The 23,070-nt window shown below is 68.4% G+C and carries 22 protein-coding genes; 11 read left to right on the top strand and 11 right to left on the bottom strand.

Annotated features, from left to right (window positions below; translation table 11 throughout):
• Window positions 1-90: 90 nt before the first annotated feature.
• Window positions 91-2,211 carry an acetate--CoA ligase gene (acs, locus tag PV761_RS15705; RefSeq protein WP_347898152.1) on the bottom strand — a complete coding sequence of 707 codons (2,121 nt, stop codon included), beginning with the start codon at window positions 2,209-2,211 and terminating at the stop codon, window positions 91-93.
• 491 nt (window positions 2,212-2,702) lie between these two features.
• Here acs and PV761_RS15710 point away from each other — a divergent pair, with 491 nt between their 5' ends.
• The 3 genes from PV761_RS15710 to PV761_RS15720 are packed head-to-tail and all read left to right on the top strand — an operon-like array spanning window position 2,703 to window position 5,746.
• Window positions 2,703-4,229: a hypothetical protein gene (locus PV761_RS15710; RefSeq protein WP_347898106.1), complete on the top strand. Its 1,527-nt coding sequence runs from the start codon at window positions 2,703-2,705 to the stop codon at window positions 4,227-4,229.
• A 9-nt stretch (window positions 4,230-4,238) separates the two neighbouring features.
• Window positions 4,239-5,072: an endonuclease III gene (gene nth / locus PV761_RS15715; RefSeq protein WP_051628748.1), complete on the top strand. Its 834-nt coding sequence runs from the start codon at window positions 4,239-4,241 to the stop codon at window positions 5,070-5,072.
• Complete coding sequence (locus tag PV761_RS15720) at window positions 5,069-5,746, top strand: CoA pyrophosphatase (RefSeq protein WP_347898108.1); 678 nt, start codon at window positions 5,069-5,071, stop codon at window positions 5,744-5,746. The genes nth and PV761_RS15720 overlap by 4 nt, the downstream gene beginning before the upstream one ends.
• A gap of 75 nt (window positions 5,747-5,821) precedes the next feature.
• Here PV761_RS15720 and PV761_RS15725 read toward each other — a convergent pair whose 3' ends face one another.
• Both PV761_RS15725 and PV761_RS15730 read right to left on the bottom strand, forming a co-directional pair.
• Window positions 5,822-6,022, bottom strand: coding sequence for a YegP family protein (locus PV761_RS15725; protein ID WP_028269912.1), 201 nt, complete (start codon window positions 6,020-6,022; stop codon window positions 5,822-5,824).
• A gap of 161 nt (window positions 6,023-6,183) precedes the next feature.
• Window positions 6,184-7,890 carry a bifunctional 3'-5' exonuclease/DNA polymerase gene (locus tag PV761_RS15730; protein WP_347898111.1) on the bottom strand — a complete coding sequence of 569 codons (1,707 nt, stop codon included), beginning with the start codon at window positions 7,888-7,890 and terminating at the stop codon, window positions 6,184-6,186.
• A 580-nt stretch (window positions 7,891-8,470) separates the two neighbouring features.
• On the opposite strand from PV761_RS15730, the gene ssd reads away from it, so the two are divergent.
• From ssd to PV761_RS15765, 7 genes are all read left to right on the top strand, one after another.
• Complete coding sequence (ssd, locus tag PV761_RS15735) at window positions 8,471-9,490, top strand: septum site-determining protein Ssd (protein ID WP_347898113.1); 1,020 nt, start codon at window positions 8,471-8,473, stop codon at window positions 9,488-9,490.
• A complete protein-coding gene (locus PV761_RS15740) occupies window positions 9,487-10,767 on the top strand; it encodes a TadA family conjugal transfer-associated ATPase (RefSeq protein ID WP_347898115.1) in 1,281 nt (426 codons plus the stop codon). Before ssd ends, PV761_RS15740 begins: the two co-directional genes overlap by 4 nt.
• On the top strand, window positions 10,764-11,543 hold the full coding sequence (locus PV761_RS15745) for a hypothetical protein (RefSeq protein ID WP_347898117.1): 780 nt from the start codon (window positions 10,764-10,766) through the stop codon (window positions 11,541-11,543). Before PV761_RS15740 ends, PV761_RS15745 begins: the two co-directional genes overlap by 4 nt.
• Window positions 11,540-12,157: a type II secretion system F family protein gene (locus tag PV761_RS15750; protein ID WP_347898119.1), complete on the top strand. Its 618-nt coding sequence runs from the start codon at window positions 11,540-11,542 to the stop codon at window positions 12,155-12,157. Before PV761_RS15745 ends, PV761_RS15750 begins: the two co-directional genes overlap by 4 nt.
• A gap of 165 nt (window positions 12,158-12,322) precedes the next feature.
• Window positions 12,323-12,616: a DUF4244 domain-containing protein gene (locus PV761_RS15755; RefSeq protein WP_347898121.1), complete on the top strand. Its 294-nt coding sequence runs from the start codon at window positions 12,323-12,325 to the stop codon at window positions 12,614-12,616.
• A gap of 29 nt (window positions 12,617-12,645) precedes the next feature.
• Complete coding sequence (locus PV761_RS15760; protein ID WP_347898155.1) at window positions 12,646-13,095, top strand: TadE family type IV pilus minor pilin; 450 nt, start codon at window positions 12,646-12,648, stop codon at window positions 13,093-13,095.
• Window positions 13,092-13,517: an Rv3654c family TadE-like protein gene (locus PV761_RS15765; RefSeq protein WP_347898123.1), complete on the top strand. Its 426-nt coding sequence runs from the start codon at window positions 13,092-13,094 to the stop codon at window positions 13,515-13,517. Before PV761_RS15760 ends, PV761_RS15765 begins: the two co-directional genes overlap by 4 nt.
• Before the next feature lie 62 nt (window positions 13,518-13,579).
• Here PV761_RS15765 and PV761_RS15770 read toward each other — a convergent pair whose 3' ends face one another.
• Window positions 13,580-15,982, bottom strand: a complete 2,403-nt coding sequence (locus PV761_RS15770) for a DEAD/DEAH box helicase (RefSeq protein WP_347898125.1) — start codon at window positions 15,980-15,982, stop codon at window positions 13,580-13,582.
• Between the two features lie 114 nt (window positions 15,983-16,096).
• On the bottom strand, window positions 16,097-16,789 hold the full coding sequence (locus PV761_RS15775; protein ID WP_347898127.1) for a GNAT family N-acetyltransferase: 693 nt from the start codon (window positions 16,787-16,789) through the stop codon (window positions 16,097-16,099).
• 144 nt (window positions 16,790-16,933) lie between these two features.
• On the opposite strand from PV761_RS15775, the gene PV761_RS15780 reads away from it, so the two are divergent.
• Window positions 16,934-17,827: a rhodanese-related sulfurtransferase gene (locus tag PV761_RS15780; protein WP_347898129.1), complete on the top strand. Its 894-nt coding sequence runs from the start codon at window positions 16,934-16,936 to the stop codon at window positions 17,825-17,827.
• Window positions 17,828-17,849: 22 nt separating this feature from the next.
• Here PV761_RS15780 and PV761_RS15785 read toward each other — a convergent pair whose 3' ends face one another.
• The 6 genes from PV761_RS15785 to PV761_RS15810 form a co-directional block, all read right to left on the bottom strand.
• Window positions 17,850-18,389, bottom strand: a complete 540-nt coding sequence (locus tag PV761_RS15785) for a hypothetical protein (RefSeq protein ID WP_043437823.1) — start codon at window positions 18,387-18,389, stop codon at window positions 17,850-17,852.
• A gap of 72 nt (window positions 18,390-18,461) precedes the next feature.
• The gene (locus PV761_RS15790; RefSeq protein ID WP_347898133.1) at window positions 18,462-19,022 is read right to left on the bottom strand and encodes a hypothetical protein; all 561 of its coding nucleotides are present in this window, start codon (window positions 19,020-19,022) and stop codon (window positions 18,462-18,464) included.
• Window positions 19,019-19,909: a hypothetical protein gene (locus PV761_RS15795; protein ID WP_347898135.1), complete on the bottom strand. Its 891-nt coding sequence runs from the start codon at window positions 19,907-19,909 to the stop codon at window positions 19,019-19,021. The genes PV761_RS15790 and PV761_RS15795 overlap by 4 nt, the downstream gene beginning before the upstream one ends.
• 42 nt (window positions 19,910-19,951) lie before the next feature.
• Window positions 19,952-20,413, bottom strand: coding sequence for a hypothetical protein (locus PV761_RS15800; protein WP_347898137.1), 462 nt, complete (start codon window positions 20,411-20,413; stop codon window positions 19,952-19,954).
• Between the two features lie 71 nt (window positions 20,414-20,484).
• The gene (locus PV761_RS15805; RefSeq protein ID WP_347898140.1) at window positions 20,485-21,642 is read right to left on the bottom strand and encodes a hypothetical protein; all 1,158 of its coding nucleotides are present in this window, start codon (window positions 21,640-21,642) and stop codon (window positions 20,485-20,487) included.
• A gap of 232 nt (window positions 21,643-21,874) precedes the next feature.
• On the bottom strand, window positions 21,875-23,053 hold the full coding sequence (locus PV761_RS15810; RefSeq protein WP_347898143.1) for an NYN domain-containing protein: 1,179 nt from the start codon (window positions 23,051-23,053) through the stop codon (window positions 21,875-21,877).
• Window positions 23,054-23,070: the final 17 nt, after the last annotated feature.

A 23,070-nucleotide genomic window follows, 5' to 3' on the forward strand; every position in this document is an offset into this window, starting at 1 on the left:
CGCGGCCCCGTTTTCCCCGCCGTGGCGGGGGAAAACGGGGCCGGCTGGTTTCCCGGGAGGCGTCCGGGACTGTTAGTTTCTGAGCGGCCGCTACTTCCGGAGCGACTGGGCGATCTGCGCCATGACGGTGTTGTCGGCGAGGGTGGTGGCGTCGCCGGGGTCGCGGCCTTCCGCGACGTCCTTGAGGAGCCGGCGCATGATTTTCCCGGACCGGGTCTTCGGCAGTTCGGGCACCACCAGGATGGTTTTGGGTTTGGCGATCGGACCGATTTCCTTGCCCACGTGGTTGCGGAGTTCCTGGACGATCGCGTCGCCGGAGTCCACCGCATCCTCACGGAGGATCACGAACGCGACCACGGCCTGTCCGGTGGTTTCGTCGGCGGCGCCCACGACGGCGGCCTCGGCGACGGCCGGGTGGCTGACCAGGGCCGATTCGATTTCCGCGGTGGAGAGCCGGTGGCCGGAGATGTTCATGACGTCATCCACCCGGCCCAGGAGCCAGACGTCGCCGTCGTCGTCCTTCTTGGCCCCGTCGCCGGCGAAATACATGGTCTCGAACCGTGACCAGTAGGTCTCCTTGAACCGTTCCGGGTCGCCCCAGATGCCGCGGAGCATGGCCGGCCACGGTTCGCGGATCACCAGGAACCCGCCGTGCCCGTTCGGCACGGATTCGCCGAGTTCATCCACCACGTCGACGGCGATGCCGGGCAGGGGGACCTGGGCGGAGCCGGGCTTGGTGGCTGTGACGCCGGGCAGCGGGGCGATCATCTGGGCGCCCGTTTCGGTCTGCCACCAGGTGTCCACGATCGGTGCCGGGTTCTCCTTCTTCTCGCCGTTCTTGCCGGCGTTGGCGCCGATGACGTCGCGGTACCACATCCAGGCTTCGGGGTTGATGGGTTCGCCCACGGAGCCCAGGACACGGATCGAGGAGAGGTCGAACTTGGCCGGGATTTCCTTGCCCCACTTCATGAAGGTGCGGATCGCGGTGGGGGCGGTGTAAAGGATGGAGACCTTGTACTTTTCGATGATCTCCCACCAGCGGCCCTGGTGCGGGGAGTCCGGCGTGCCTTCGTACATGACCTGGGTGGCGCCGTTGATCAGCGGGGCGTAGGCGACGTAGGAGTGGCCGGTGATCCACCCGACGTCGGCGGTGCACCAGTACACGTCCGTTTCCGGGTGCAGGTCGAAGACGGCCTTGTGGGTGTAGGCGCCCTGGGTGAGGTACCCGCCGGTGGTGTGCAGGATGCCCTTGGGCTTGCCCGTGGTGCCGGAGGTGTAGAGGATGAACAGCGGGTGTTCGGAGTCGTGGCCCACGGCCGTGTGTTCCGGGGAAGCGGCGTCAACGGTGTCGGCCCACCAGTGGTCCCGGCCCTCGTGCCAGTCGACGTCCTGCCCGTTGCGCTTGACGACGACGACGTTCTCGACGGTGTGGCCGCTGCCGTCTCCTTCGTGGGACAACGCATCGTCCACCGCATGCTTCAGGGAGCTGGGCTTGCCGCGGCGGTAGGTGCCGTCGGCGGTGACGACGAGTTTGGCCCCGGCGTCGTCGATCCTGGAGCGCAGGGCCTCGGCGGAGAAGCCGCCGAACACCACCGAGTGGACGGCGCCGATCCGGGCGCAGGCCAGCAGCGTGATGACGGCCTCGGGGATCATGGGCAGGTACACGGCCACGCGGTCGCCCTTGGCAACCCCGAGGGACTCGAACGCGTTCGCGGCCTTCTTGACCTCTTCGGTGAGCTGCGCATACGTGTACGAGCGGGAATCGCCGGGTTCGCCTTCAAAGTAGATGGCCACCCGGTCCCCGAGCCCGTTCTCCACGTGGCGGTCCAGGGCGTTGTAGGCAGCGTTGATCTCGCCGCCGTCGAACCATTTCGCGAAGGGCGGGTTGGACCAGTCCAGGGTCTCGGTGAAGTCCTTGCTCCAGGTGAGCAGTTCGCGGGCCTGCTTCGCCCAGAAAGCCGGGCGGCCGGCGTCGGCCTCTGCATAGTCCGCGGCGGTGACCACGGCGTTGGCCGCGAACTCCGGTGACGGAGCGAACTTCCGGTTCTCCTGGGAGAGGTTTTCGAAGGCGTCGCCGTTCCCGCCCTGGGCTCCGTTGGCTGACGGGCTTGCGGCTGATGCGGAGACTGCAACGGCTCCGGCGGTGGACAGGTTGGCCGGCACGTCGGTGTGTGCAGCGGTGGCCGTGGAGCTGGGAGTGTCCTGGGACATGGTGAACCTCATCATTCATCGATCTTTGCTGCGCGGGACGGGCCGCCACGGGGCCGCAGCCGTGCCGCATGCGCGGCATCGGGCATCGGCTGGTCACGGCTGTACCGCAAAGAGCTGTTCCGAAATAAACACTAACGCCTGCCCCGCGCCAGACGTGTGCCCCGTCACATAGTGAGCCGTGAGCGGTGTTTATTAAGCGCCGAATGGTTCCCGGAGGTCCGGGGCTGAGACCTCCCGTGCCGGAACCGGAGCCTCCGCCGGCCTTGCCGGACGCCCCGCATCCAGCCGGCAAACAGGCGGGGGTGCTAGGGAAATCCGCGGGTGTTTTGCCGGGCCCGCCTCCGGCCCGTCAGCTAGTGATCAGCCAACCACTTGGCTAGGCTGAGATGGAGTTGTGACATCCGATGGAGGCGACAGGACCGCTTGCGGTCCCGTTCCTGCCTGCCGTTAGGAGGCGCTGTCCAGGGCGCCGCCGTGCTAAGGAGAACAGTATGAACCAGCAAAGCCATGGACAGCATAAGGCCGTCCATACGCATCCCGGTCAGACGGCCGGCCAGGCCACCGGCCCCGCTTCTTCCGGCAAGCCGGCAGGCACTGACGGGCAAAAGTCCGCGGGAAGCGGGCTGACGGCCAGGAAGAACGAAACGGTGCTCGGCCCGTTCACCGTGCGGGACCTCACCGTCTTCACGTCAACGCTGATTCTGTTCGTCGCGTCGCTGATCCCGATGTTCGATTCCCGCTACAACCTGTGGAACCTGGGAAGCCTCTTTTTCCTGGGCCTGGGCATCATCCTGCCGCTGGTCGTGACGGCCCTTTTCGTGGCGCGCAGGCTGAGCCCGGAGTCCAAGGTGCGGGTGGGGTCGCTGTCCATTGACCAGTTCGCGTCCGTGGTGGCGTCGTTCACCCTCGGGTTCTTCTTCCTGTCCGCGGCCGAAGCCTTCATACCGGTCATGCTGGTGGGCCTGATCGGATCCGTCGGGCTGTTTGCTGCCACCGTGCTGGCACGCTTCATTCCCCTCCTCGCCGGTGACTTCCTGGACCGCGCGGAGGTCCCCGCACACGTTGTGGCCCGCGAGTCTGCAGCGCCGTTCCGCAAGCCCAGCGCCCCGAAGGAGCCCAAGGCCGCCAAGGACCCGGGTTCCAGCACTCTGGCCGGCTGGTCGAAGCGACTGACCGCGGGTGCCGCGGGTGCCGCAGGCGGCGCTGCCGCCGGAAAAGCAACGACCGCCGGTGCGGCGAACGCCGACCGCCCGTACGCCGGAGCTGGCGCCAGTGAAGCCCCGCGCGCAGCAACCTCATACGGAGAGACGCAGCACGCAGCAGCGCAGCAGGGGACGGCGCAGGCCGCCGCACCGCACGCAGACTCCGTGCCGGCTGCTGCCGCCGCTGCCACGCCCGGCAACGCGGCCGGCAACAACGCTGCTGCCGCTACGGCAGCAGCAGCAGTAGGTGCCGCCGCCAGCCGCGGTACTGACGCTTCGCCCGCAACGCAGGCCGCCGACGTCGTGCCTTCGGCTGCGGAGCGGACGCAGGCCGCCGGCGTCGTGCCTTCCGCTGCGGAGCGGACGCAGGCCGCGGCAGTTCCCGCGGCCGCGGGCCGGGATTCAGCCGAAGCTCGCGCCACGGGTGCTTCGCCGGCAGCGTCGGCTCCCGCGGCCTCCGAGCACGCAGCTTCGGCTCCCGCGGCCTCCGAGCACGCAGCGCCGGCGCCGGCAGCTTCGGCGCCGGCTGCGACGATGCTGAACCCGCAGGTGAAGTCGCAGGAGCCCATCGGCGCCACCGTGGACCCCTACAGCCGCCCGGAAGAACACGACGAGCAGCCGGTCCACGAGGCCTTCTGGTTCGCCGTCGCCCAGCCCCGCACTGCAGTCGACGAGCGGACGGGCATGCCTGCGTTCGTGATCGAACCCGGCGGGTGGGTTCTGGCCCTGGAAGACCGCGGGCACGAATTCCTGGTGCAGCATACCGACGGCCGCGTCGGCGTGCTGCGGGACCTCAGCAACATCGAGCGCGGCTAGCCGGCCCTGATGGCCACCGTTTCCGGGACGCCGAATCCGGGCAGCATTACCCCCAGGGCGGCGGGCGAGTCCCTGCTGGCGCTCAAGCGGCGCGCCCGCAGGATCAACCGGGCGCTCGCGGAGCTCTACCCGTATGCGCACGCCGAGCTGGATTTCCGCAGCCCCTTCGAGCTGCTGGTGGCCACGGTCCTGTCGGCACAGACAACCGACGTCGTGGTCAACCAGATCACGCCGCTCCTGTTCGACCGGTATCCGGACGCCCGGAGCATGGCCGAGGCGGACCCTGCCGAGCTTGAGGTGATCCTCAAGCCAACCGGTTTCTTCCGCGCCAAAGCGCGGAACGTCATGGCACTCTGCAACCGACTGGTGGACGAGTACGACGGCGAGGTGCCGCCCCGGCTGCAGGATCTGGTGACGCTGCCCGGAGTCGGACGGAAAACCGCCAACGTGGTGCTGGGCAACGCTTTCGGCGTTCCCGGAATCACCGTGGACACGCACTTTGGGCGGCTGGCCCGCCGGTTCGGCTGGACTGACTCGGATGATCCTGTTCGTGTCGAAGCGGACGTGGCCGAGCTTTTCGAGCCGAGGGACTGGACCATGCTCTCGCATCGCGTGGTCTTTCACGGGCGGCGCGTCTGCCATGCCCGCAAGCCGGCCTGCGGTGCGTGCGCGGTGGCCACCTGGTGCCCCAGCTACGGAGCCGGGGAGACGGATCCGGTGAAAGCAGCCAAGCTGCTCAAGTACGAGCTGGCCCCGGGGCAGGAAGCCCTCCTGGCCCAGCTCCTGGCGGAGACCCACCGGGCTGCCGAAATCCGGATGGAATCACAAAAGCGGGGGAAATGACTGCCCGCCAGGACCTCGTCGGCCTCATTGAGGCAATTACCGCCGGGAACGGCCCGGAGCGCAATCCTTATTGGCGGGACCTGACCGTGGACGATTCCGTCGCCCGGAAGGCCGCCGTGCTGATGCTCTTCGGCGCCCTGGACAACGTCCCCGCCGTTTCCTCGAAGCACCTGGCGCCGGCCGACCTCGATGTCCTGCTGCTGGAACGTGCCCACACCCTGGACGACCACCCCGGCCAGGTGGCGTTTCCAGGCGGCGGAATCGACCCGGGCGAGACGCCCATTGAGGCTGCCCTCCGTGAAGCGGAGGAGGAGACCGGCCTCGATTCGGCCGGTGTGGAGGTTCTCGGCGCCATGCCGCAGCTGGCCTTGCCGCGCGGGAACTTCCTGGTGACGCCGGTGCTCGCCTGGTGGCACTCGCCGTCTCCGGTCCGCGTGGTGGACTACGGCGAATCGGCCCAGGTGTTCCGTGTCCCGGTCCGCGACCTGCTGGACCCGGACAACAGGGTGATGGCCACCGTCAGCCGGGGCGGCCAGTCGTTCCTCAGCCCAGCCTTCGTGGTGAACAAAGTTGTGGTCTGGGGTTTCACCGGGATGATCCTGAATGAGCTTTTTGATCAGCTGGGCTGGGCCGTTCCGTGGGACCGGAACCGGCTGCACCAGATCGACATTTAACTTCCGGCGGGTCCCTGACCCATCGGTCAGGCCGACCGGGGCCGTACGCGGGCGGCCCGCCCCGTCTGCCCGGGGCTATCCGGTGGCCAGTTCCCTCCGGGCCCGGTTGACCACAAGTCCTGTGGCTGCGCTCTCGCGGACGGCATCAATGCCGGCCACCACGCCTTTGAGTGTCTTGAACCGCGGCGATACCGCCACTACCGTGCCGTCGTCGGCCTTGAGCCTGAAGTAGAAAGCTTCTTCTTCAGCGTTGATGATTTCGAATGTGCCAGCCATTGTGCGGTGCCTCCCCAAATATCCATGCGTCATTGCATCGGCCGGTTCTTTTTCGGTGCTGCACTGCCACTGCTGCGAACCGGCTAATTGAGCTTAACCGGGAGGTGAGACAGTTCACAAAGCTACCCGCGGGTACGTTACAGGCCGCGTCTTTCAGCGAACTATTTGGCTTTGTCGTAGGAATCGACTACGGCAACGCTCACCGGAAATTCCACCGGAATCCGGCCGAACAGCAGTTCCTTGGCCGCCGCGGCCGCCTCCTCGATGGCTCCGATGCAGGCGTCCACCGAAGCGTCAGGGCAGTGGACCATCACTTCGTCATGCAGGAAGAACACCAGTTCGCCGGCATTGCCGCCGGCCGACCGCATTGCGCGGAGCCGCCGTCGTAATTCCGCCAGCCAGCAGGCTGCCCAGTCAGCGGCCGAGCCCTGGACCACGAAGTTGCGGGTGAACCGGCCGCGGGAGCGGGCAACCGCATCTGCCCGGCGCTGTTCCTCCGCCGTGGTGGACTGCTGGCTCTGCAGCCAGCGGTCCGACGGCGGCGGGCTGCTGCGGCCCAGCCGCGAGGTGACAGTTCCGCCCGCTTCGCCATCCCGGGCGGCCTGTTCCACGAAGCCGACGGCTCGCGGATAGGTGCGCGTCAGCTGGGGCATCAGCCGCCCGGATTCACCCGTTGTGGCACCGTAGATGGCACCGAGCAGGGCCACCTTCGCCTTGGCACGGTCACCGCCGAAACCCTGGGCAGCAATGCCGGCATAGAGGTCCTTGTCCCGGGCCGCCTCGGCCATTTTGGAGTCCTGGGCCAGGGCCACCAGGACCCGCGGCTCCAGCTGGGAGGCGTCGGCCACGATGAGTTTGTGGCCGGGATCGGCGTGCACCGCGCCGCGGATCTGGCGCGGAATCTGCAGTGCACCGCCGCCGCGGGATGCCCACCGCCCGGAGACGACGCCTCCCACCACATACTCGGGCTGGAAGCGGCCATTGTTCACCCAGGCGTCCAGCCAGGCCCAGCCGTTAGCCGCATGCAGCCGGGACAGTTTCTTGTAGGCAAGGAGTGGCTCGATGGCCGGATGGCTGGATTCCTTCAGCTCCCATTGCCGGGTGGTCTTGACCTCGATGCCGTTCCGGTGCAGGGCACGCATGAGGTCCTGCGGCGAATCCGGGTTCAGGCTTGGCGAATTCAGGAGCCTGCGGAGTTCCGTGTTCAACGCCTCGAGCTTGGCGGGCCGGTGGCCCAGCGGCGGCCGCGGGCCCAGGTAGTCCGCCAGGATTTGTTCGTGCAGTTCTTCCCGCCAGGGCACGCCGGTGTGCTGCATTTCCGCGGCGATCATGGCGCCGGCGGATTCTGCGGCGAGGAGCAGGTGGAGGCGCTGCCTTCGGTTCGTCTCCGTGCTCGCCTGGCCGAGCGCTTCCTGCTGGGCGGCGAACTCCATGCGCAGCTCTTCCAGCGAGTGCCTGGGCTGACGGCCGAGTCCGGAGTCTTCAAAGAGTGCCCCCTGGTGTGCCGGCTGGGGCGGTGGCTGGAGGGCGCGGGGCGGCTGCTGCGAGTCGTCGTCCTGCGTGAGCTTTTCGGCGTTGCGGGCGTAGTCCGTGTGGGCGGTGAACTCCGAATGGGCCAGGATGGCGCCACAGAGCGTCAGGTCATGGCAGCGCTCCAGCTCAACCCCTGCCGCCAGCAGCGCCGGGTACCACTCCTGCGTCCGGTGCCAGATCCAGCGCGGGCGCCGCTTTTCGAGTTGACGTACGACGCCGGCCAGTTCGCCTGCGCTGATCAGGCGCGGTTCGGGGTTGCCGGGGGCGGGGGAGCCGTCCGGTGTGAGCTCCTGGAGGGCTGCGCCGTCAGCGTGGGCGGACAGCAGCAGATACATAGCCTCAATTCTGCCTTGTGGAGCGGGATGGTCTGCGCCGCTGTCTGGGCGATGGCGGAAAGCCTGCCTCCGGGTGCGGGTCCGGAGGGCTCACTATCCCTCCACAGGTGCCCGGGGCCGGGCGTTGTCCACATGGCTTGCGGCGGGGCTGTCCGGCAGCGCGGCCGCTCGGCACAGTGGCAGGATGAGCAGGCAGCATCTTCAGGAACCCACACCGGAGTTCACGCCGGAATTCACCGGTCCCGGCCCCGTGACGGCCTCCGGCCCCGCTTCCCAGGAGCCACCTGGCCGGCATACGGGGAGCCGGCAACCGAGCAGTCGGCAACAGCGGGGACGGCAGCCGAGCAGCCGGCAAGAGCGGGGGCGGCAGCCGAGCAGCCGGCAAGAGCGGGGGCGGCAGCCGAGCAGCCGGCAAGAGCGGGGGCGGCAGCCTGGCGGAGGCAGCCCGGCGGATCCGCTCGGCCTGGCCGGTCCGGCAGCCCGCGGTGCAACCGCGGCAGATGCCCCGGGCAGGGGCGCGTCGGCGGGGGAGCGCGCTCCGGGCGCCTGGCTTCCCGCGGAGTCCGCCGAAACACTTCTGGTGACCGGCTTCGACTTCCTTCGCGGTGAGGTTGAGCGGATCGTTGCCGCTGCCGGCGGCCAGCTTCGCGTCGCCGCCGATGCCACCGAAGCGGCCCCGTTCTGGGACACCGCGTCCGTGGTCCTGGTGGGCAGTGACATCCGCGAACTGCCGCCCCGCCGCCGCGCACCGGCCGTGCTCGTCGGGCTCAGCGGCGAAGGTGACAGCCTCTGGCACCTCGCCGCGGTCCTGGGAGCCGAACGGGTGGCCGTGCTGCCGGACGCCGCCGCGTGGCTGGCCGAATACCTGAGCCGCTCGCGGTCGCCGGAAGCCGGCGGACTGGTCCTGGGCGTGACCGGCGGGTGCGGCGGAGCCGGTGCCACCACGGCTGCGATCTGGATCGCCCAGGCCGCGGCGGAGTGGGGAGCCCGGGTCCTGTTGATCGACGGCGATCCGTGGGGCGGCGGCCTGGAGATTGCCCTGGCCGCGGAGGAAACACCGGGCCTTCGATGGACCGATCTTACGGAGGCGAGCGGGAGCATCGATCCTGAACAGTTGTCCGACGCTCTGCCGGTGGCGGGCGGTTTTTCCTTTCTGTCCTGGCCGGGCAGCCGCGAACGCCAGCCCGGCGTGGAAGCCACCACCGTGGGCGGCGTTCTTGACGCTGCGCGGCGGGGCTACGAACTGGTCCTGGTGGATATCGGCCGCGGAACGGAACCGTTGCGGACGTTTGCCTGGGACTGCGACCGTATTTTGGTTGTGGCACCCGCGCAGCTGAAAGCCGCCGTTTCATCCGCCAGGCTGCTGCAGGAGCTTCCGCCGGTGGACACGGCCCTGGTGATCCGGGGCAAAGCCGGGGCCGTCCTGGACGGGCCGCTGATCGCCGAATCCGTGGGCCTGCCCCTGCAGGGACTTGTCCCGGAAGTGAAGGGCACGGCCAACGCCACGGAGCTCGGCCGCCTGCTGGAGATGGGCCGTCGGCGTACCGTGCGCCGGTTCGCCGCGTCGGTCTTGGATCTGCTGGGCGGCGGGCTGCCATGACCACGCCATCGCAGCCGCCGGGGCTGCCCCGCTTCCCCGGTCCGGCCGGAAGCTTAAGGCGGCGGCAGAGCAGCGCCCTGGACGCCGGGTTGCTCGAATCGGTAAGGGAATCCGTGATGGCCGATTCCGGCCCGGTGACACCGTCCCGGGTGGCCGCGGCGGTTCAGGCCACGGGCCGGCTCCTGGGTACGGCCGGATCGTTGGCTGCAGTCGAGCGGATCAGTGCCGAGCTCAACGGTTTGGGCCCGCTGCAGGTGCTGACGAGGGACCCGTCGGTGACCGACATTTTCGTCAACGCCCCGGACTCCGTCTGGCTGGACCGCGGGAACGGGCTGGAACAGGCGCCCGTGTCCTTTTCCTCCGAAAATGAGGTCCGTTCCCTGGCGTCCCGCCTCGTCGCTGCCGGCGGGCGGCGGCTTGACGACGGGTCCCCGTGCGTGGACGTCAGGCTGGAGGCCGGCTACCGCATCCACGCGGTCCTGCCGCCCATTTCGACGGCGGGAACACTCCTAAGCATCAGAATCCGCCGCCATGAGGTGTTCACGCTGGACGAGCTGCGGGACGGCGGCATGTTCGGTGCCCTTGTCCAGGACGTGCTGGAGCATATGGTTTCCCGGCGCCTGAGCTTCCTGATCAGCGGTGCCACGGGATCAGGAAAAACCACCCTGCTCTCCACGCTGCTGGGGCTGAGTCATCCCGGCGAACGGCTGGTCCTGATCGAAGACGCCTCCGAACTTAACCCCGTCCATCCCCACGTCGTTTCGCTTGAATCCAGGCACGGAAACCTCGAAGGCGGCGGTGCAGTGGATCTTGCCGAACTGGTCCGGCAGGCCCTCCGGATGCGGCCCGACCGCCTGGTGGTTGGCGAATGCCGCGGGGCGGAGGTTCGCGAACTGCTGACCGCCATGAACACCGGACACACCGGCGGCGGCGGAACCATCCATGCCAACACAGCGGCAGCCGTTCCTGCCCGGCTTACCGCGCTGGGTGCCCTCGCCGGGATGGGCCAGGACGCCATGCGGCTCCAGGTTGCAAGTGCCCTGGACGTCGTGGTGCACGTTGAACGCTTCCGAGGCCTCCGCCAGGTGGCAAGCATCGGTGTCATTGAAGACGGCGCCCACGGCCTGGAGGTCTCAGCGGCTGTTTCCGTGCGCGGTGGAACCGTCACCTTGGGCCCTTCGTGGCCGGGGCTGGCCCGGCGGCTGGGTATTGACGAATCCCTGACCGGCGGCCGCGATGCGGTGCCGACGGTGCCAGAGTCCGGGGCAGACGGATGATGAGTCTGCTGATCGCCCTGCTGGCACTGGCCGCGTGGCTGGTGGCCCGGCCTCCCGGCGGCCGCTCAGGAAGGATCCGTGCGGCACTGGGCGCCGGGCGCCCCGAGTCGCGCGGCACGCCAAAGGCCCGGCGCTCCGTCCGGCACGGAAAGTCCCGCCACCACCCTCACCATGTGCCCATGACCGTTGTGGTCCAGCAACTGGCAGCACTGCTCAAAGGCGGCAGGACGCCCTCGCGACTGTGGGACGAACTCTGGCTGGTCTATGCCGTCGACGAGCGTCCCGGGGCCGGACAGGACGACGTGCAGGGACTCTCTCCTGCGTCCTTGTCGATGGTGTCCGTGGCAAGGGCGGCCGCAATGCGGGGTTCCCCCGTGGCCGACGCCATCCGTTCGGCGTCGGCAACGGCCTTCCCCGGAAGCCCAAGCCGCGAACGTCGAATCTGGGGTGAGCTCGCCGCATGCTTCGACATTGCCGCAGCCAGCGGCTGCCCGCTGGCGGACGTCCTGACCCGCCTGGCGGCCCAGCTTGAAGTGGAGGACGACGCCGAAGCTGCCCGCCAGACCGCCCTGGCCGGGCCGAAAGCCACCGTCACCCTCCTGACCTGGCTTCCCCTCCTGGGCCTAGGGCTGGGTGTCGCCCTGGGCGTGGATCCGCTGTCCATCCTGCTCGGCACACCGTTGGGGATGGCTGCGCTCGCTGCCGGCGTGGCACTGACACTGGCCGGCCGGCTCTGGTCTGCCAGGCTTGTCCGCTCGCCCATTGGAACATCATGACGGCGGCCCTGCTTCCGGCCGTGGCTGTGGCCCTGATGCTGGCCGCCGCCGCAGCACTGGCTTTGACCGGGCACGGCAGCGCACACCGGAGGCTTCTCCGGCAGCACCAGAGGCATCCCGCCGTCGGAACCAACGGCGAGGGCGGAAGCACAGCCCGGGCCCCTTGGCCGGCCGGCGAGGGCCTGCGCGACACAGCAATGATGCTGGAGCTGATCGGAGCAATGCTGGACGCCGGGTCGGGGATCGGGCGAGCCTTGGAGCTCGTCGCGGCCTCAGCGTCACCTGAATATCACCGGTCGCTGCGGCCCGTGGTGTCGGCGCTGGCCATTGGTGCCGACTGGGAGACCGCGTGGCGCAGTTCCGAGGTCCGGGCCCCCGAGCTGCTGGACCTGCGGCAGGCCCTGGGCTTTGCCGCCCTGACAGGGGCGCCGTCGTCGGCCATTCTCTACGCTCAGGCCGCAAGGCTGCGGCGGGAGCGCTTCAGGGCTGCGGAAAAGCGTGCGGCCGCGCTCGGCGTGCGGCTGGTGGTCCCGCTCGGCCTCTGTTCGCTGCCCGCCTTTATCTGCCTCGGCGTGGTTCCGGTGTTGCTCGCGATGCTGCCCTCCGGAAGCTGACCGCTGCAGCCGGGTCCGGGGCCGCACGGCGCCCGAGTGTTCCTCCACAGCCGCGAGATTCCGGGCTTTTCCACTTAGCCGAACATGTCCCTTATCTCCTTTCGGCCCAGCCGGGAGAGTCAAGTCAGCCGGCACATCAGCCGGAAACCAATGAAAGGAAATCCCATGTCAGTCACTTCCAACCACCGTCCGGACCCCCACCCCGAGCCTTCCGAACCCGCCCGCCGCGCCGACGCGAAGGTGCACGAGATCTACCCCGGTGCGAGGGACGCGGCGCCCGTAACGGCCCGCGCACGGGTCCGGCTCATGGGATCCGAGGCGGGAATGGCCACCGCGGAATACGCCATCGCCACACTGGCTGCCGTTGGTTTTGCCGGAATCCTGGTGTTCATCCTCCGAAGCGATGAAGTGCGGGGCTTCCTGCTGAACCTGATCCGGACGGCCCTGGCGTTGCCATGATGCCGGGCCTGCGCCGGCATGCGCCAGGGATGACGGCGTTCCGGGGTCCGGGGAAGGACCGCGGGGCGGTCACCGCCGAATTTGCGGTGGCCCTGCCGGCCGTCCTCCTTCTCCTTGCCCTGCTCCTCGCGGGATCGGCGGCCGGGATTACCCAGCTTCGGCTGGAGGAGGCCGCCAGGGCCGGGGCGAGGGCCCTGGCGCGAGGGGAGGACGCCGGAGCGGTCGATGGAATCGTACGGCAGCTGGCCGGAGCCTCGGCGTCATCATCAGTTGCAGCGGACGGCGAGTGGCTCAGTGTCACGGTGTCCGGCAGAGTCTCCGGCCCCGTCGGGTCGATCGTGCCGTGGACGCTGTCTGCCCGGGCCTTGGCACGGGGCGAAGCGGCCCAGTCCGCACGCCTGCGTCCTCAGGAGGCGTTGCCTGCACGGCCGCCGACCGCACAGGGGCGGCGTCAAGGCCTGGAAGCTGCAGCCTCGTGAGCGCGCAGGCAAGACCGCGCCGGGGGAACGTAGAAGCCGGGCGTCCGGACCCCCCGGCTGCGGAAAATGGCCATCCGGGCCAAGTCCATGAGCGCGGATCAGGGACGGTTCTTGCTGCCGGGCTCGGGATGGTGGTGATGGTGACCATGGCGCTGATGCTGCTCCTGGCCCAGTCAGCCGTGATGGCGTCCAGGGCCGCAGCAGCCGCCGACCTGGCAGCGCTGGCCGCCGCGGACGCACTGCGCGGGATCAGCCAGGGGGTGCCATGCACCGTTGCGGCCGACGTTGCGGGCCGGCAGGGGGCGAAAATCACCAGCTGCACGGAAGGGGGACGCGACACGGTGGAGGTGCGTACTGAGCTCCTGAACCGGAGCATATTCGGCGCTGCCACCGGGCACGCCCGGGCGGGCCCGCCACCATAGGCCGGCCACCACGGACCGCGGCCGTAGGCCGGCCACCACAGGACCTCCGCCAAGGGCCGGCCTCAGGATCGGGCGGCGCGCTCTTCGGCCCCGGCAGTATGCGGAAGGGGAGCTCCCGGCTGCCCGGCGGGCTGCTCGGTGGCGTCCTTCAGCAGGACATCGATCAAGGTGATCGCCGCGGCCTTGTCCAGCGGGTTGTTTTTGTTGCCGCATTTGGGCGACTGCACACAGGACGGGCAGCCGGCGTCGCACTCGCAGGCAGCGATGGCGTCACGGGTCGCGGAAAGCCACACCTTGGCCTTGTCGAAGCCGCGTTCGGCAAAGCCTGCGCCGCCGGGGTGCCCGTCGTACACAAAGATGGTGGGCACTCCGGTGTCGGCGTGAATGGCAGTGGACACCCCGCCGATGTCCCAGCGGTCGCTGGACGCGACGAGCGGGAGCAGCCCGATGGCTGCGTGTTCGGCGGCGTGCAGGGCGCCGGGGAACTGGGCTTCGATCAGACCCGCCCCGGTCAGCGAACGGTTGTCCACCACAAACCAGACAGCCTTGGTGAACAGGTCACGGGCGCCCAGCTCGAGCGGTTCCTCGCCCAGAATCTCATTCGAAATCAGTGCCTTGCGCTGGAAGGAGACCACCTGCGTTGTTACTTTCACGTCCCCGAAGTGCACGGCGACGTCGCCCCACTGAGCTGTCCGCTGCGTCTCCAGGACCTCGATCTGGGTCACGTCACGGGCCGTGGTGTAGTAATCGGGGTTGGCGCGGCGCACCATCACGCAGTGGTCTCCCTCGTTCAGCTCCTCCACCACATAGCTGTCGCCCTGATGCACGTACACGGCTCCCGTGTGGGCCTGGTAGTGCGTTTGCGGAGAGTCCATCGTGCCGAGCAGGGAACCTGTCTCGGCGTCGACGATGCTTACCGGTCCGCCGCCGTCCGCCCTCAGGTTCACCATGGCCGCAGCGCTTTGCGGATGCGTCCAGAACCAGCCTGCCGGCCGCTTGCGTAGGTAGCCCTGGGACACCAGCTGGTCCAGCAGTTTCTCCGAGGTGGGGCCGAACAGGTCGAGTTCGGCATAACCCAGCGGCAGTTCAGCTGCGGCGGCGCATAGGTGCGGCCCCAGCACGTAGGGATTGGACGGATCGAATACCGTCGCCTCAACCGAAACATCAAAGATGGCTTCGGGGTGGTTCACCAGGTACGTGTCCAGGGGGTCGTCGCTGGCCACAAATGCGGCGATGGCGTCCTGGCCGGCCCGCCCCGCCCGGCCGATCTGCTGGAACAGGGAAGCCCTCGTGCCGGGCCAGCCGGCGACCAGGACGGCGTCGAGCCCGGAGATGTCGATGCCCAGTTCGAGCGCCGATGTGCTGGAAACCCCCAGGAGTTCTCCTGACCTCAGGGCCCTCTCCAGCGCCCGCCGTTCCTCCGGGAGGTAGCCGGAACGGTAGGCGGCAACGCGCTGGGGGAGGCTGGGATCCACCTCATCCAGGAGCCGCTTGGTGATGGCCGAGATGGTCTCCGCCCCGCGCCGGGACTTGATGAACGCAATGGTCCGGATGCGGGAGGACACCAGGTTGGCCAGCAGGTCGGCGGTTTCCGCCACGGCCGTCCGGCGTTCCTTCGCACCGTTTTCGCCGCGCAACTCCGTCAGGGCCGGCTCCCAGAACGCAACGGTCGTTGAGCCATGCGGTGACGAATCCTCGGACACAGCCCGGACAGGTGCCCCGATGAGCCGGCCGAAGGACGTTCCCGGCTCGGATGCCGTTGCCGACGCCGCGATGAACACCGGGCCCGGCTGGGAGGCGCCGGCGCTGTAATAGGCACAGATTCGCCTCAGCCGCCGCATCAGGTTGGCCACATGGGAACCGAAGACACCCCGGTAGCTGTGGGCCTCGTCCACGATGACGTACTTGAGCCGGCGGAAGAAGCTGGCCCACCAGGCGTGGTTGGGCAGGATGCCGAAGTGCAGCATGTCCGGGTTGGCCAGAATCACGTTCGCGTGGTCCCGGATCCAGCGCCGCGACGCAGGGTCCGTGTCGCCGTCGTACGTTTCAGCCCTGACGGTCGGGAGCCTGAGCGAGCGGATGGCAGCGAGCTGGTCGGCAGCCAGGGCCTTGGTGGGGGAGAGGTACAGGGCGACGGCGCCGTCGTCGTGGATTTTTCCCGGCTCGGAAAGTACCCGCAGCTCCGAGCGGTGGATGGCGTCCAGCGCCGGCAGCTGATAGGCCAGGGATTTACCGGACGCAGTGCCGGTGGCGATCACCACATGCTCGCCGCCGTGGGCAAGGTTCGCCGCCTGGACCTGGTGACGGTACGGCTCGTGGATGCCCAGCGAGCCGTAGGCGTTGACGAGATCCGGGTGTGCCCATTCCGGCCATGGCTCGTTCACCGCCTGCCGGGCGGGAATGGTGCGGACATGACGCAGCTGTTCCGGGTCCGGGCCACGGCCCAGGGAGTCATGGGGGTTCACTTCAGTATTGTTTCATCCGGGCTCAAATCGCCCGGCACGACCAGCCGGCATTACGCGCGCCGGGAGCAGCCGGCAGCGACGACGCGCATCGACAGGCTGCCCGCCCGGCCAAAGTCAGCCGACGGACAGATCGGAGCCTTCGTCGGAGGCGGACAGCATCAGAACATGGCACAGGGTTGTCCAGCCCAGATGCGAGTAGAGCTTCTGCCCGTCCAGGGAAGCCAGCAGCAGGCCGTTTTCCACATCGTGCTCGAAGGCCTGCGCCGCCAGCGCCTTCATGATGAAACTTCCCAGCCCGCGCCGCTGGTAGTCCGGCTCCGTGACGATCTTGTCGAAGACGGCGGTGTGGCCCACCACGAAAACGCGTCCGCTGGCGGCAACGGCTTCGCCGGCGTGCACCACGGCGTGGTGGACGTTGTCCTTCTTGAAGGTGGTCAGCTTCAGTTCATCGTCGGAAAGCCAAGGATCTTCGGAGTCCTGGGTTTCCATGTCCACGATCATCATCGTCTGGGATGCCGAGGTGACGTTCAGTCCGTGTTGCTGGGCCAGGTAGGTGTAGCGGGCGACATCGTTGGTCAGGACGGTAAGGATTCTGGCCGGAGCTTCGGCGGTCTTGGCGGCGAGCTCGGCGAATTCGGTGTCAGAGGGATCGTGGGCGAAGTACTCCCACTCCTTGGTGGTGTCCGCGCGGAGAGCGGCCGGGAAGCGGCCTTCCGTTCGCGTCTCGTAGCCTCGGCAACCGGCCCATCCGGTCACCCAGATTTCCACGAGGCGGGTGATGTCTTCAACCATGGCGTCTGGGCTCATGTGATGAGAGTATTCCAGCCCTGCCGCAAGCAACAGGGGGTACAGGCCGGGAAGCGGGCTTGCTTACTGAATTGTGACCGGAGCCGCCGGTAGAGGCAAAGGCCCCGTTTCAGCCGCTTTCGGACACCAAGTACCCTTAAACACGTGGCTTTGAACCGAATTGTGCTCTTTTACGGCTTTACTCCGATCGCGGACCCTGACGCCGTGCGCCTGTGGCAGCGCGCCCTCTGCGAAAAGCTGGGCCTCACCGGCCGCATCCTCATCTCCAAGGACGGGATCAACGCCACGGTAGGCGGCGAGCTGAACGCCGTCAAGCAGTACGTGAAGACAACCCGCGAATACAAGGGCTTCCACGGCATTGACGTCAAATGGTCGGACGGCGGAGCGGCCGACTTTCCCCGCCTCAGCGTCAAGGTGCGGGATGAGATCGTATCTTTCGGTGCCCCCGGCGAACTCCAGGTGGACGCCGACGGCGTGGTGGGCGGAGGCACGCATCTCAAGCCCGAGGAACTCCACCAGCTGGTGGACGCCAAGAAGGAACGCGGCGAGGACGTGGTGTTCTTCGACGGACGCAACGCGTTCGAGGCCCAGATCGGCAAGTTCAAGGACGCGATAGTTCCGGATGTGGCCACCACGCACGACTTCATCAAGGAACTCGACTCCGGCAAGTACGACTCACTGAAGGACAAGCCGGTGGTCACGTACTGCACCGGCGGAATCCGCTGCGAGGTGCTCTCCAGCCTCATGGTGAACCGAGGTTTCAAGGAGGTCTACCAGCTCGACGGCGGAATTGTCCGCTACGGCGAAACCTTCAAGGACCAGGGCCTCTGGGAAGGATCGCTCTACGTCTTCGACAAGCGCATGCACCTTGAATTCAGCGAGGACGCCAAGACCATCGGCGAGTGCGTGCGCTGTTCGGCCCCCACCAGCAAGTTCGAGAACTGCTCCAACCCCAGCTGCCGCACCCTCACGCTCTACTGCGCGGACTGCGCTTCCAGCCCGGAGACCCTCCGCTGCCCGGAAGGCTGCGCGGCCTAGTCCGGTATCCGGTGTCCTGTTTTCAGAGCCTGCTGATCCGGTAGGCGAAGTTCGCCGCCGACTGCGCCGCGATTTCCACGCTGAGCACGGCGTCATTGGACACATGGATCACATTCACCCTTGAGGTTCCGCACCGCAGGCTCAGGTCCACAAGCGCGAGCTCCCCGTTGCGTACCGTGAACGACACCCTGCGGGGGCTCTTGCAGGCCAGCGTCAGCGAGTATGTCCCGCTGGGCAGGTGCCCGGTGCTTTCCTGCCGTGTGGTGCCCGCCTTGAGCAGCCCGAAGCCAGTATGGAAGACCTGTCCGGCCGTCTCCGGCAGGACCCGTTCCACCCACTGATCCAGTTCCGCGCCGGTCACCGGCAGGTTCCGGCGCGGGTCCTGCGGGAGGGCCGCATCCGTAAACGGCGGCGCCGTTGCAGTCGGTAGCGGCCCGCGGCCGTCGTCGTACACGTACTCGCAGCCGCCCAGCGCGGCTCCGGTGGCCAGAACGCCGGAAAGCACGACGGCGGCTGCCGCGGCCGTCCGCCGTGGCACCAGGGGTGCCTGCACCGTGTGCATACTCTGACTGTAGGCCCGCGGACAGGCCCGAACCAGAGGCGGCCGGACGCGGCCGACGCGCGCGTCCTGACGTCAGGGCGCCGGGTCCAGAGTTCGTACCGCCCCCACCGCCGCTTTGTGGATCCTGCCCACGTCCGGACTCACGATATGGGCGGTGACGGGACCGGTGCCCAGCTCAACCTGCCGTTCGACCGGTTCCCCGCAGGGAAAATCAATGCGATGGGAGCCTCCGGCGGATCCGCGGGACGTGACCAGAAGCTGAGCTTCCACGGCACCCACACAGACGGCGGTGACGGTGTAGCTGCCCGCCTGCGTCAGAACGACGCTGAAGCTCAAACCGCCACCGCTGCTGCTGTGCCCGCTAATACCCCCGGCAGCGCCGCCCGCACCCTCCGGCACCTCCGCCAGCATCAGTTCGACGGCGGCCATGTTCCGGTCCAGTTCAGCCACCAGGGCGGGGTCCGCCGAAGCGATGGGCAGGGGTGTTGCGCCGAGGGGATTTTCCGGCCGGCCAGCCGGGCGGGACGGGTCCGGGCCGACGTCGTTGGCATATTCACACCCGGCGACGGTGGCCGCGATCAGGGCCGCTGCCACCAGCACCGCCGCGCGGCGTCGGGCCAGGATCCCTGTCACTGCCGGCCTCCGGCGGCGGGCACCAGGCTGTAGGCAGCCTGGACGGGATAGTTGTTTGAATCCATCATCACCATGACGCCCTCGGGTCCTACCGGAAAATCGGCCGGAAACGGCGTGCCGCAGGGAATGCTGCCCTGGAACAGATCTGTCCCCCTGGGCTGGAGGACGGTGACTTCCACCATGACGGGCCCGTCGCAGACGAACGTGAAGGTCAGCTGGCCGGCCACTGCGGGCGCGCCGGAATGATGCCACTGGCCTTCCCACGGATACCCCCGGAATTCGCCGGCCTGCACGGGGCCGAGTTCTCCTGCAGCCCAGGCTGTTGTTTGGGCGAACGAGGGGCCGCGGGGCGCTTTGTCGGGATCGAGCCTGACGCCGGTGACGACATACGGCGCATCAGCTGGTGCCACGACTTCGGCGCTGATCGTGCCACCCTTGTGGTCCAGGTACATCACCTTGCCCATTCCGCAACGGAAAGAGGTCCGCTCCGGCGCAGCGGTCCCCAGGCGCACCACCAGTTCTGCGCCCGGTGCGGCAACGCAGACAGCTGTCAGGAAGTACTCCCCGGCAGGAATGTCAGCAGTCCACGAGGCCGTACCGCCTGAAGCGTAGGGGAGCCCGCTCCCGTCAGGGCGGCCCAGCAGTTCGGCCAGCGCGTCGATGTTGTCCTGCGGGCTGTGCCGGGCGTCCCGAGAATCCGAGAGGTCCCGGCCGGCATCCGTCGGCGGCCGGGATGCAGCGGCGGGCGGTTGGGACTGCTCATGATCGCCGTCTTCCGCATACGGGTCCGTGCTGTACTCGCAACCGCCCAGCACGGCGGCGAGGAGGGCCAGAACAGGCACAACCGCAGCAACGCTGACCATCCGCTTCCCCCAAAGAGCTGACATGCCCCCGAGCATACGCACCGTCGCTGACGGTGCAAGTCACAGCTAACCCGCCGCGGCCAAATGGTAGGCGTAGATGAGCGGGGCGTCCACGCTGGAGGCGCTGATTTGCACGGGCCCGGTGGCAGGGACAGTGACTTTGGTGCGCTCGCGGCTGCCGTTGCAGGCGGCGCCGGCTTCGGCGAGCTTCGTTCCTCCGGTACTGACCGTGAAGAAGGCCTTGCCCCCGCCGTCGCACGTCATGGTCAGGGTATAGACGCCGGCGGGAACGTCGGCGGCGTCCTTCACCAGCGGCTGCCGGTTCAGGATCTTGCCGGCATCCTCCAGCACGGTCCCGCCGGCGGCTGGGAGGGCCGTGGCCTTCCACTCCGGGACGTCAGCGTTCTCGATGGACACGGCCGGGGAGCAGGCCGAGGCGGCCACCACGAGGCTGGCGCCGAGGGCCGCCGTGCCGACGACGCGCCTCAGCGCAGACAGCCGCCGGGGCCCGGTTGAACGTGAAAACATACCTCCAACTTACCTGTTGAAAAGGGCTGGTCCGGACCCCGGCCGGGGCCCGGACCAGCCCCGGGGAAGGCCTACCCGGCGATCAGCTCCTGCACTTTTCCCCGGTGGAGCGCAACATACACCCGGTCCCGCAGCCGGTTCGCCTGCTCATCGGTCAGCGTCCGGTCGAGCGGCTGGAGCACCAGCCGGAGCAGGACATTGACGTCGCCCGGCCCCATGCGGAGGCGGTCGACGGCGGCAGGCGGCAGCTCCGCCGTCGGCGTCACCGCTTTGATCTCCAGGGCTGCAAGGACATCGGCCTCCTTGCCAAGGGCGGAGCGTGCCCGGTCGCCCAGCAGCTCGACGTCGGCCTCGGCCGGGCCCGTGAGCACCAGCGAGAGATCCCGGCGGACTGCCGGCATGAGTGAAACCGGACGGTAGGGCGCCAGATCCAGCAGCTGCGCCTGGATCTCCGGATTTTCCGAACGGAGCAGTCGGATGTCGTCCATGCCCTTGCGCAGCATGAGGGCCCTGTCCAGCCCCATGCCCAAGGCCAGCCCGGCCCATCTCCTGGGATCCAGCCCCGCGCTGCGCAGCACGGGCGTAGCCACCAGGCCGCACTCGGCGAGTTCCAGCCATTCGCTGCGGCCGTCCGGCAGGGCGACCAACACGTCCAGCTGCCGGCCAGCCGCCGTATAGCTGTGCGTGGCCGGGGTGGCCCGCCACTGCACGCCGGGGTGCTCAGCCGCCGGAAGAACGGCTTCAACAACTGCCGCCATCATCGCTTGCAGATCAGCCGGCCCCAGCAGCCCGCGCGCCTTGATGCGCCACAGATCAACCTGGTGCGGCGCCCCCACATGCCTGCGGTCAATGGCATCCCGGCGGTAGACCAGCCCGGGCAGCACATGCAGCCGGTCGTAGCGGCCCTGCTCGCCGCGGAGTGAGTCGAGGAGCGCCGGGATGCCCGCTGACGTGTGGCTCCGCAGCATTACGGTGGGGCTGACATGGCGCGAATACCGGGAGTCCCGGGTCACGTCCCCTGGCGCATAGCCCAGCCTGTCGTAGTTGTCCGCGGTGGCCACCAGCGGATTGAGCCGGTGGGTTTCGGTCGGGATATCCCAACACCGTTGCAGCGCGGTGACCACGTCCGCCAGCAGCCGCTGCATGGCGTGCGCTCCGGCGCCGGGGTCAGTCAGGTCGCGCAGGGCGAGTGCGGAATTGAGTTCTGTCAGGGAGAGATAGTTCTTCATGGGGGTCCTTTGGGGCAGCTTTGGGAAGGGAGGAATCACCCTCAGCCGCTGCACCGGACGGACCCCGGCGGCCGCAGATTATGCGCGCAACAAGAAGCCCGTGCGGCCGGGAAGCGGCCGAGGGCTGATAAATCGTTGCTGCAGATGCATAGGACCATGGTGCCCCGGAACAAGCCCGGGCCGCAACCAACTCATGCGCGGCCAGTTTCTGCGGGGCGTTGCCGTGGCGCTGTTACACCAGCTCGTCGAGGCGGCGCCAGAACGCAGCCCTGATGGCCTTCCGGATGTCCTGGAGGTCCGTCTTCGCTTCGCCGATCTTCGCGGCACAGTCCTTGATCAGGACCCGGTCAATCGTCGGCGGGAGCAGCGGACGCTCTGCGAGGAGTTCGTTGAGTTCCCGCTGGCTGACGCTGCCGTGCCAGTTGTCCGCGAGGCTGACTGCGACCGCTTCGGCGCTCTCCACCAGGTCGAACCACGGGCTCTGGGCAGCGGGGGCACCTGTTGCGGTGGAATACACCGGTTCGCGGCGCGCCATACCGGCTGCCGGGACCGGCCGCAGGTCCTGCGGTGCCCGCCGTGGGCCCGGCGTCGGCACCGGGCGGCCGGGCGTGCCTGCCGGGCTGGCAGCAGCGGACACGGAATCATCGGCGGGCTCGGCGCCGGAGGGAGGCCCGGCAGCCTCGGCACCCGAGGCCGTGGCAGGGCCCGCTTCCGGCCCCGCGGGACTAAAGGCCGGCAAAACACCCGGCCCCGGAACCGGCCGCGTACCGGGAGCATGGCCCGCGCCGTTGCTTGAAAGGCCGTTGCCCGGGCTGGCGCCGGCCGGCGCAGCAGCCTGGGCGGCAGCCTCCGCCACCGGCGCCGACTTCGCAAAGCAGCGGTCCAAGAGCGACTGCGGCAGGGTGGCGATGTCGTCGACCTGTAGCGCCAGATGCTCGGCCACTGCCGTGACGCCAAGCCGGTGGCCCTGGTTTTCAATCCCCAGCAGCACCACTTTCATGCCGAGGTCCTGGGCTGCTTCCACCGCTTCGGCGAGGTCGTCGTCGCCGGACAACAGGTAGGCGACGTCGGCCGAACGGTTCCGCGCAACTCCCACGAGGTCGAGGCCGAGCTTGAGGTCCACGCCCTTCTGCTCGCCGTTGTAAGACATCCGGCCCAACCGGACCTTGACCCCCGGCAGCAGGCCGATCCGCTTGTGTTCGTCGCTGAACACTCCGTCCTTGGCCGCGTCATACCAGTACATCCTCAGCAGATCCCGGCTGTCGCGCTCGCTGACAAATTCCTGGATGCCGTCCACAAGGTTCTTGTACTGGACCGAAAATGCTGAACGCAGCGAGTTCCCGGTGACCCGCAGCCCGCCCGTGGCCAGGAGGAAACCTGCGTCAACGAAGATCACACTTTTGCGGCTCATGCTCAGAAGCATAGGTG

It is taken from the genome of Arthrobacter sp. CC3, assembly GCF_039907775.1.
Lineage (GTDB): Bacteria > Actinomycetota > Actinomycetes > Actinomycetales > Micrococcaceae > Arthrobacter.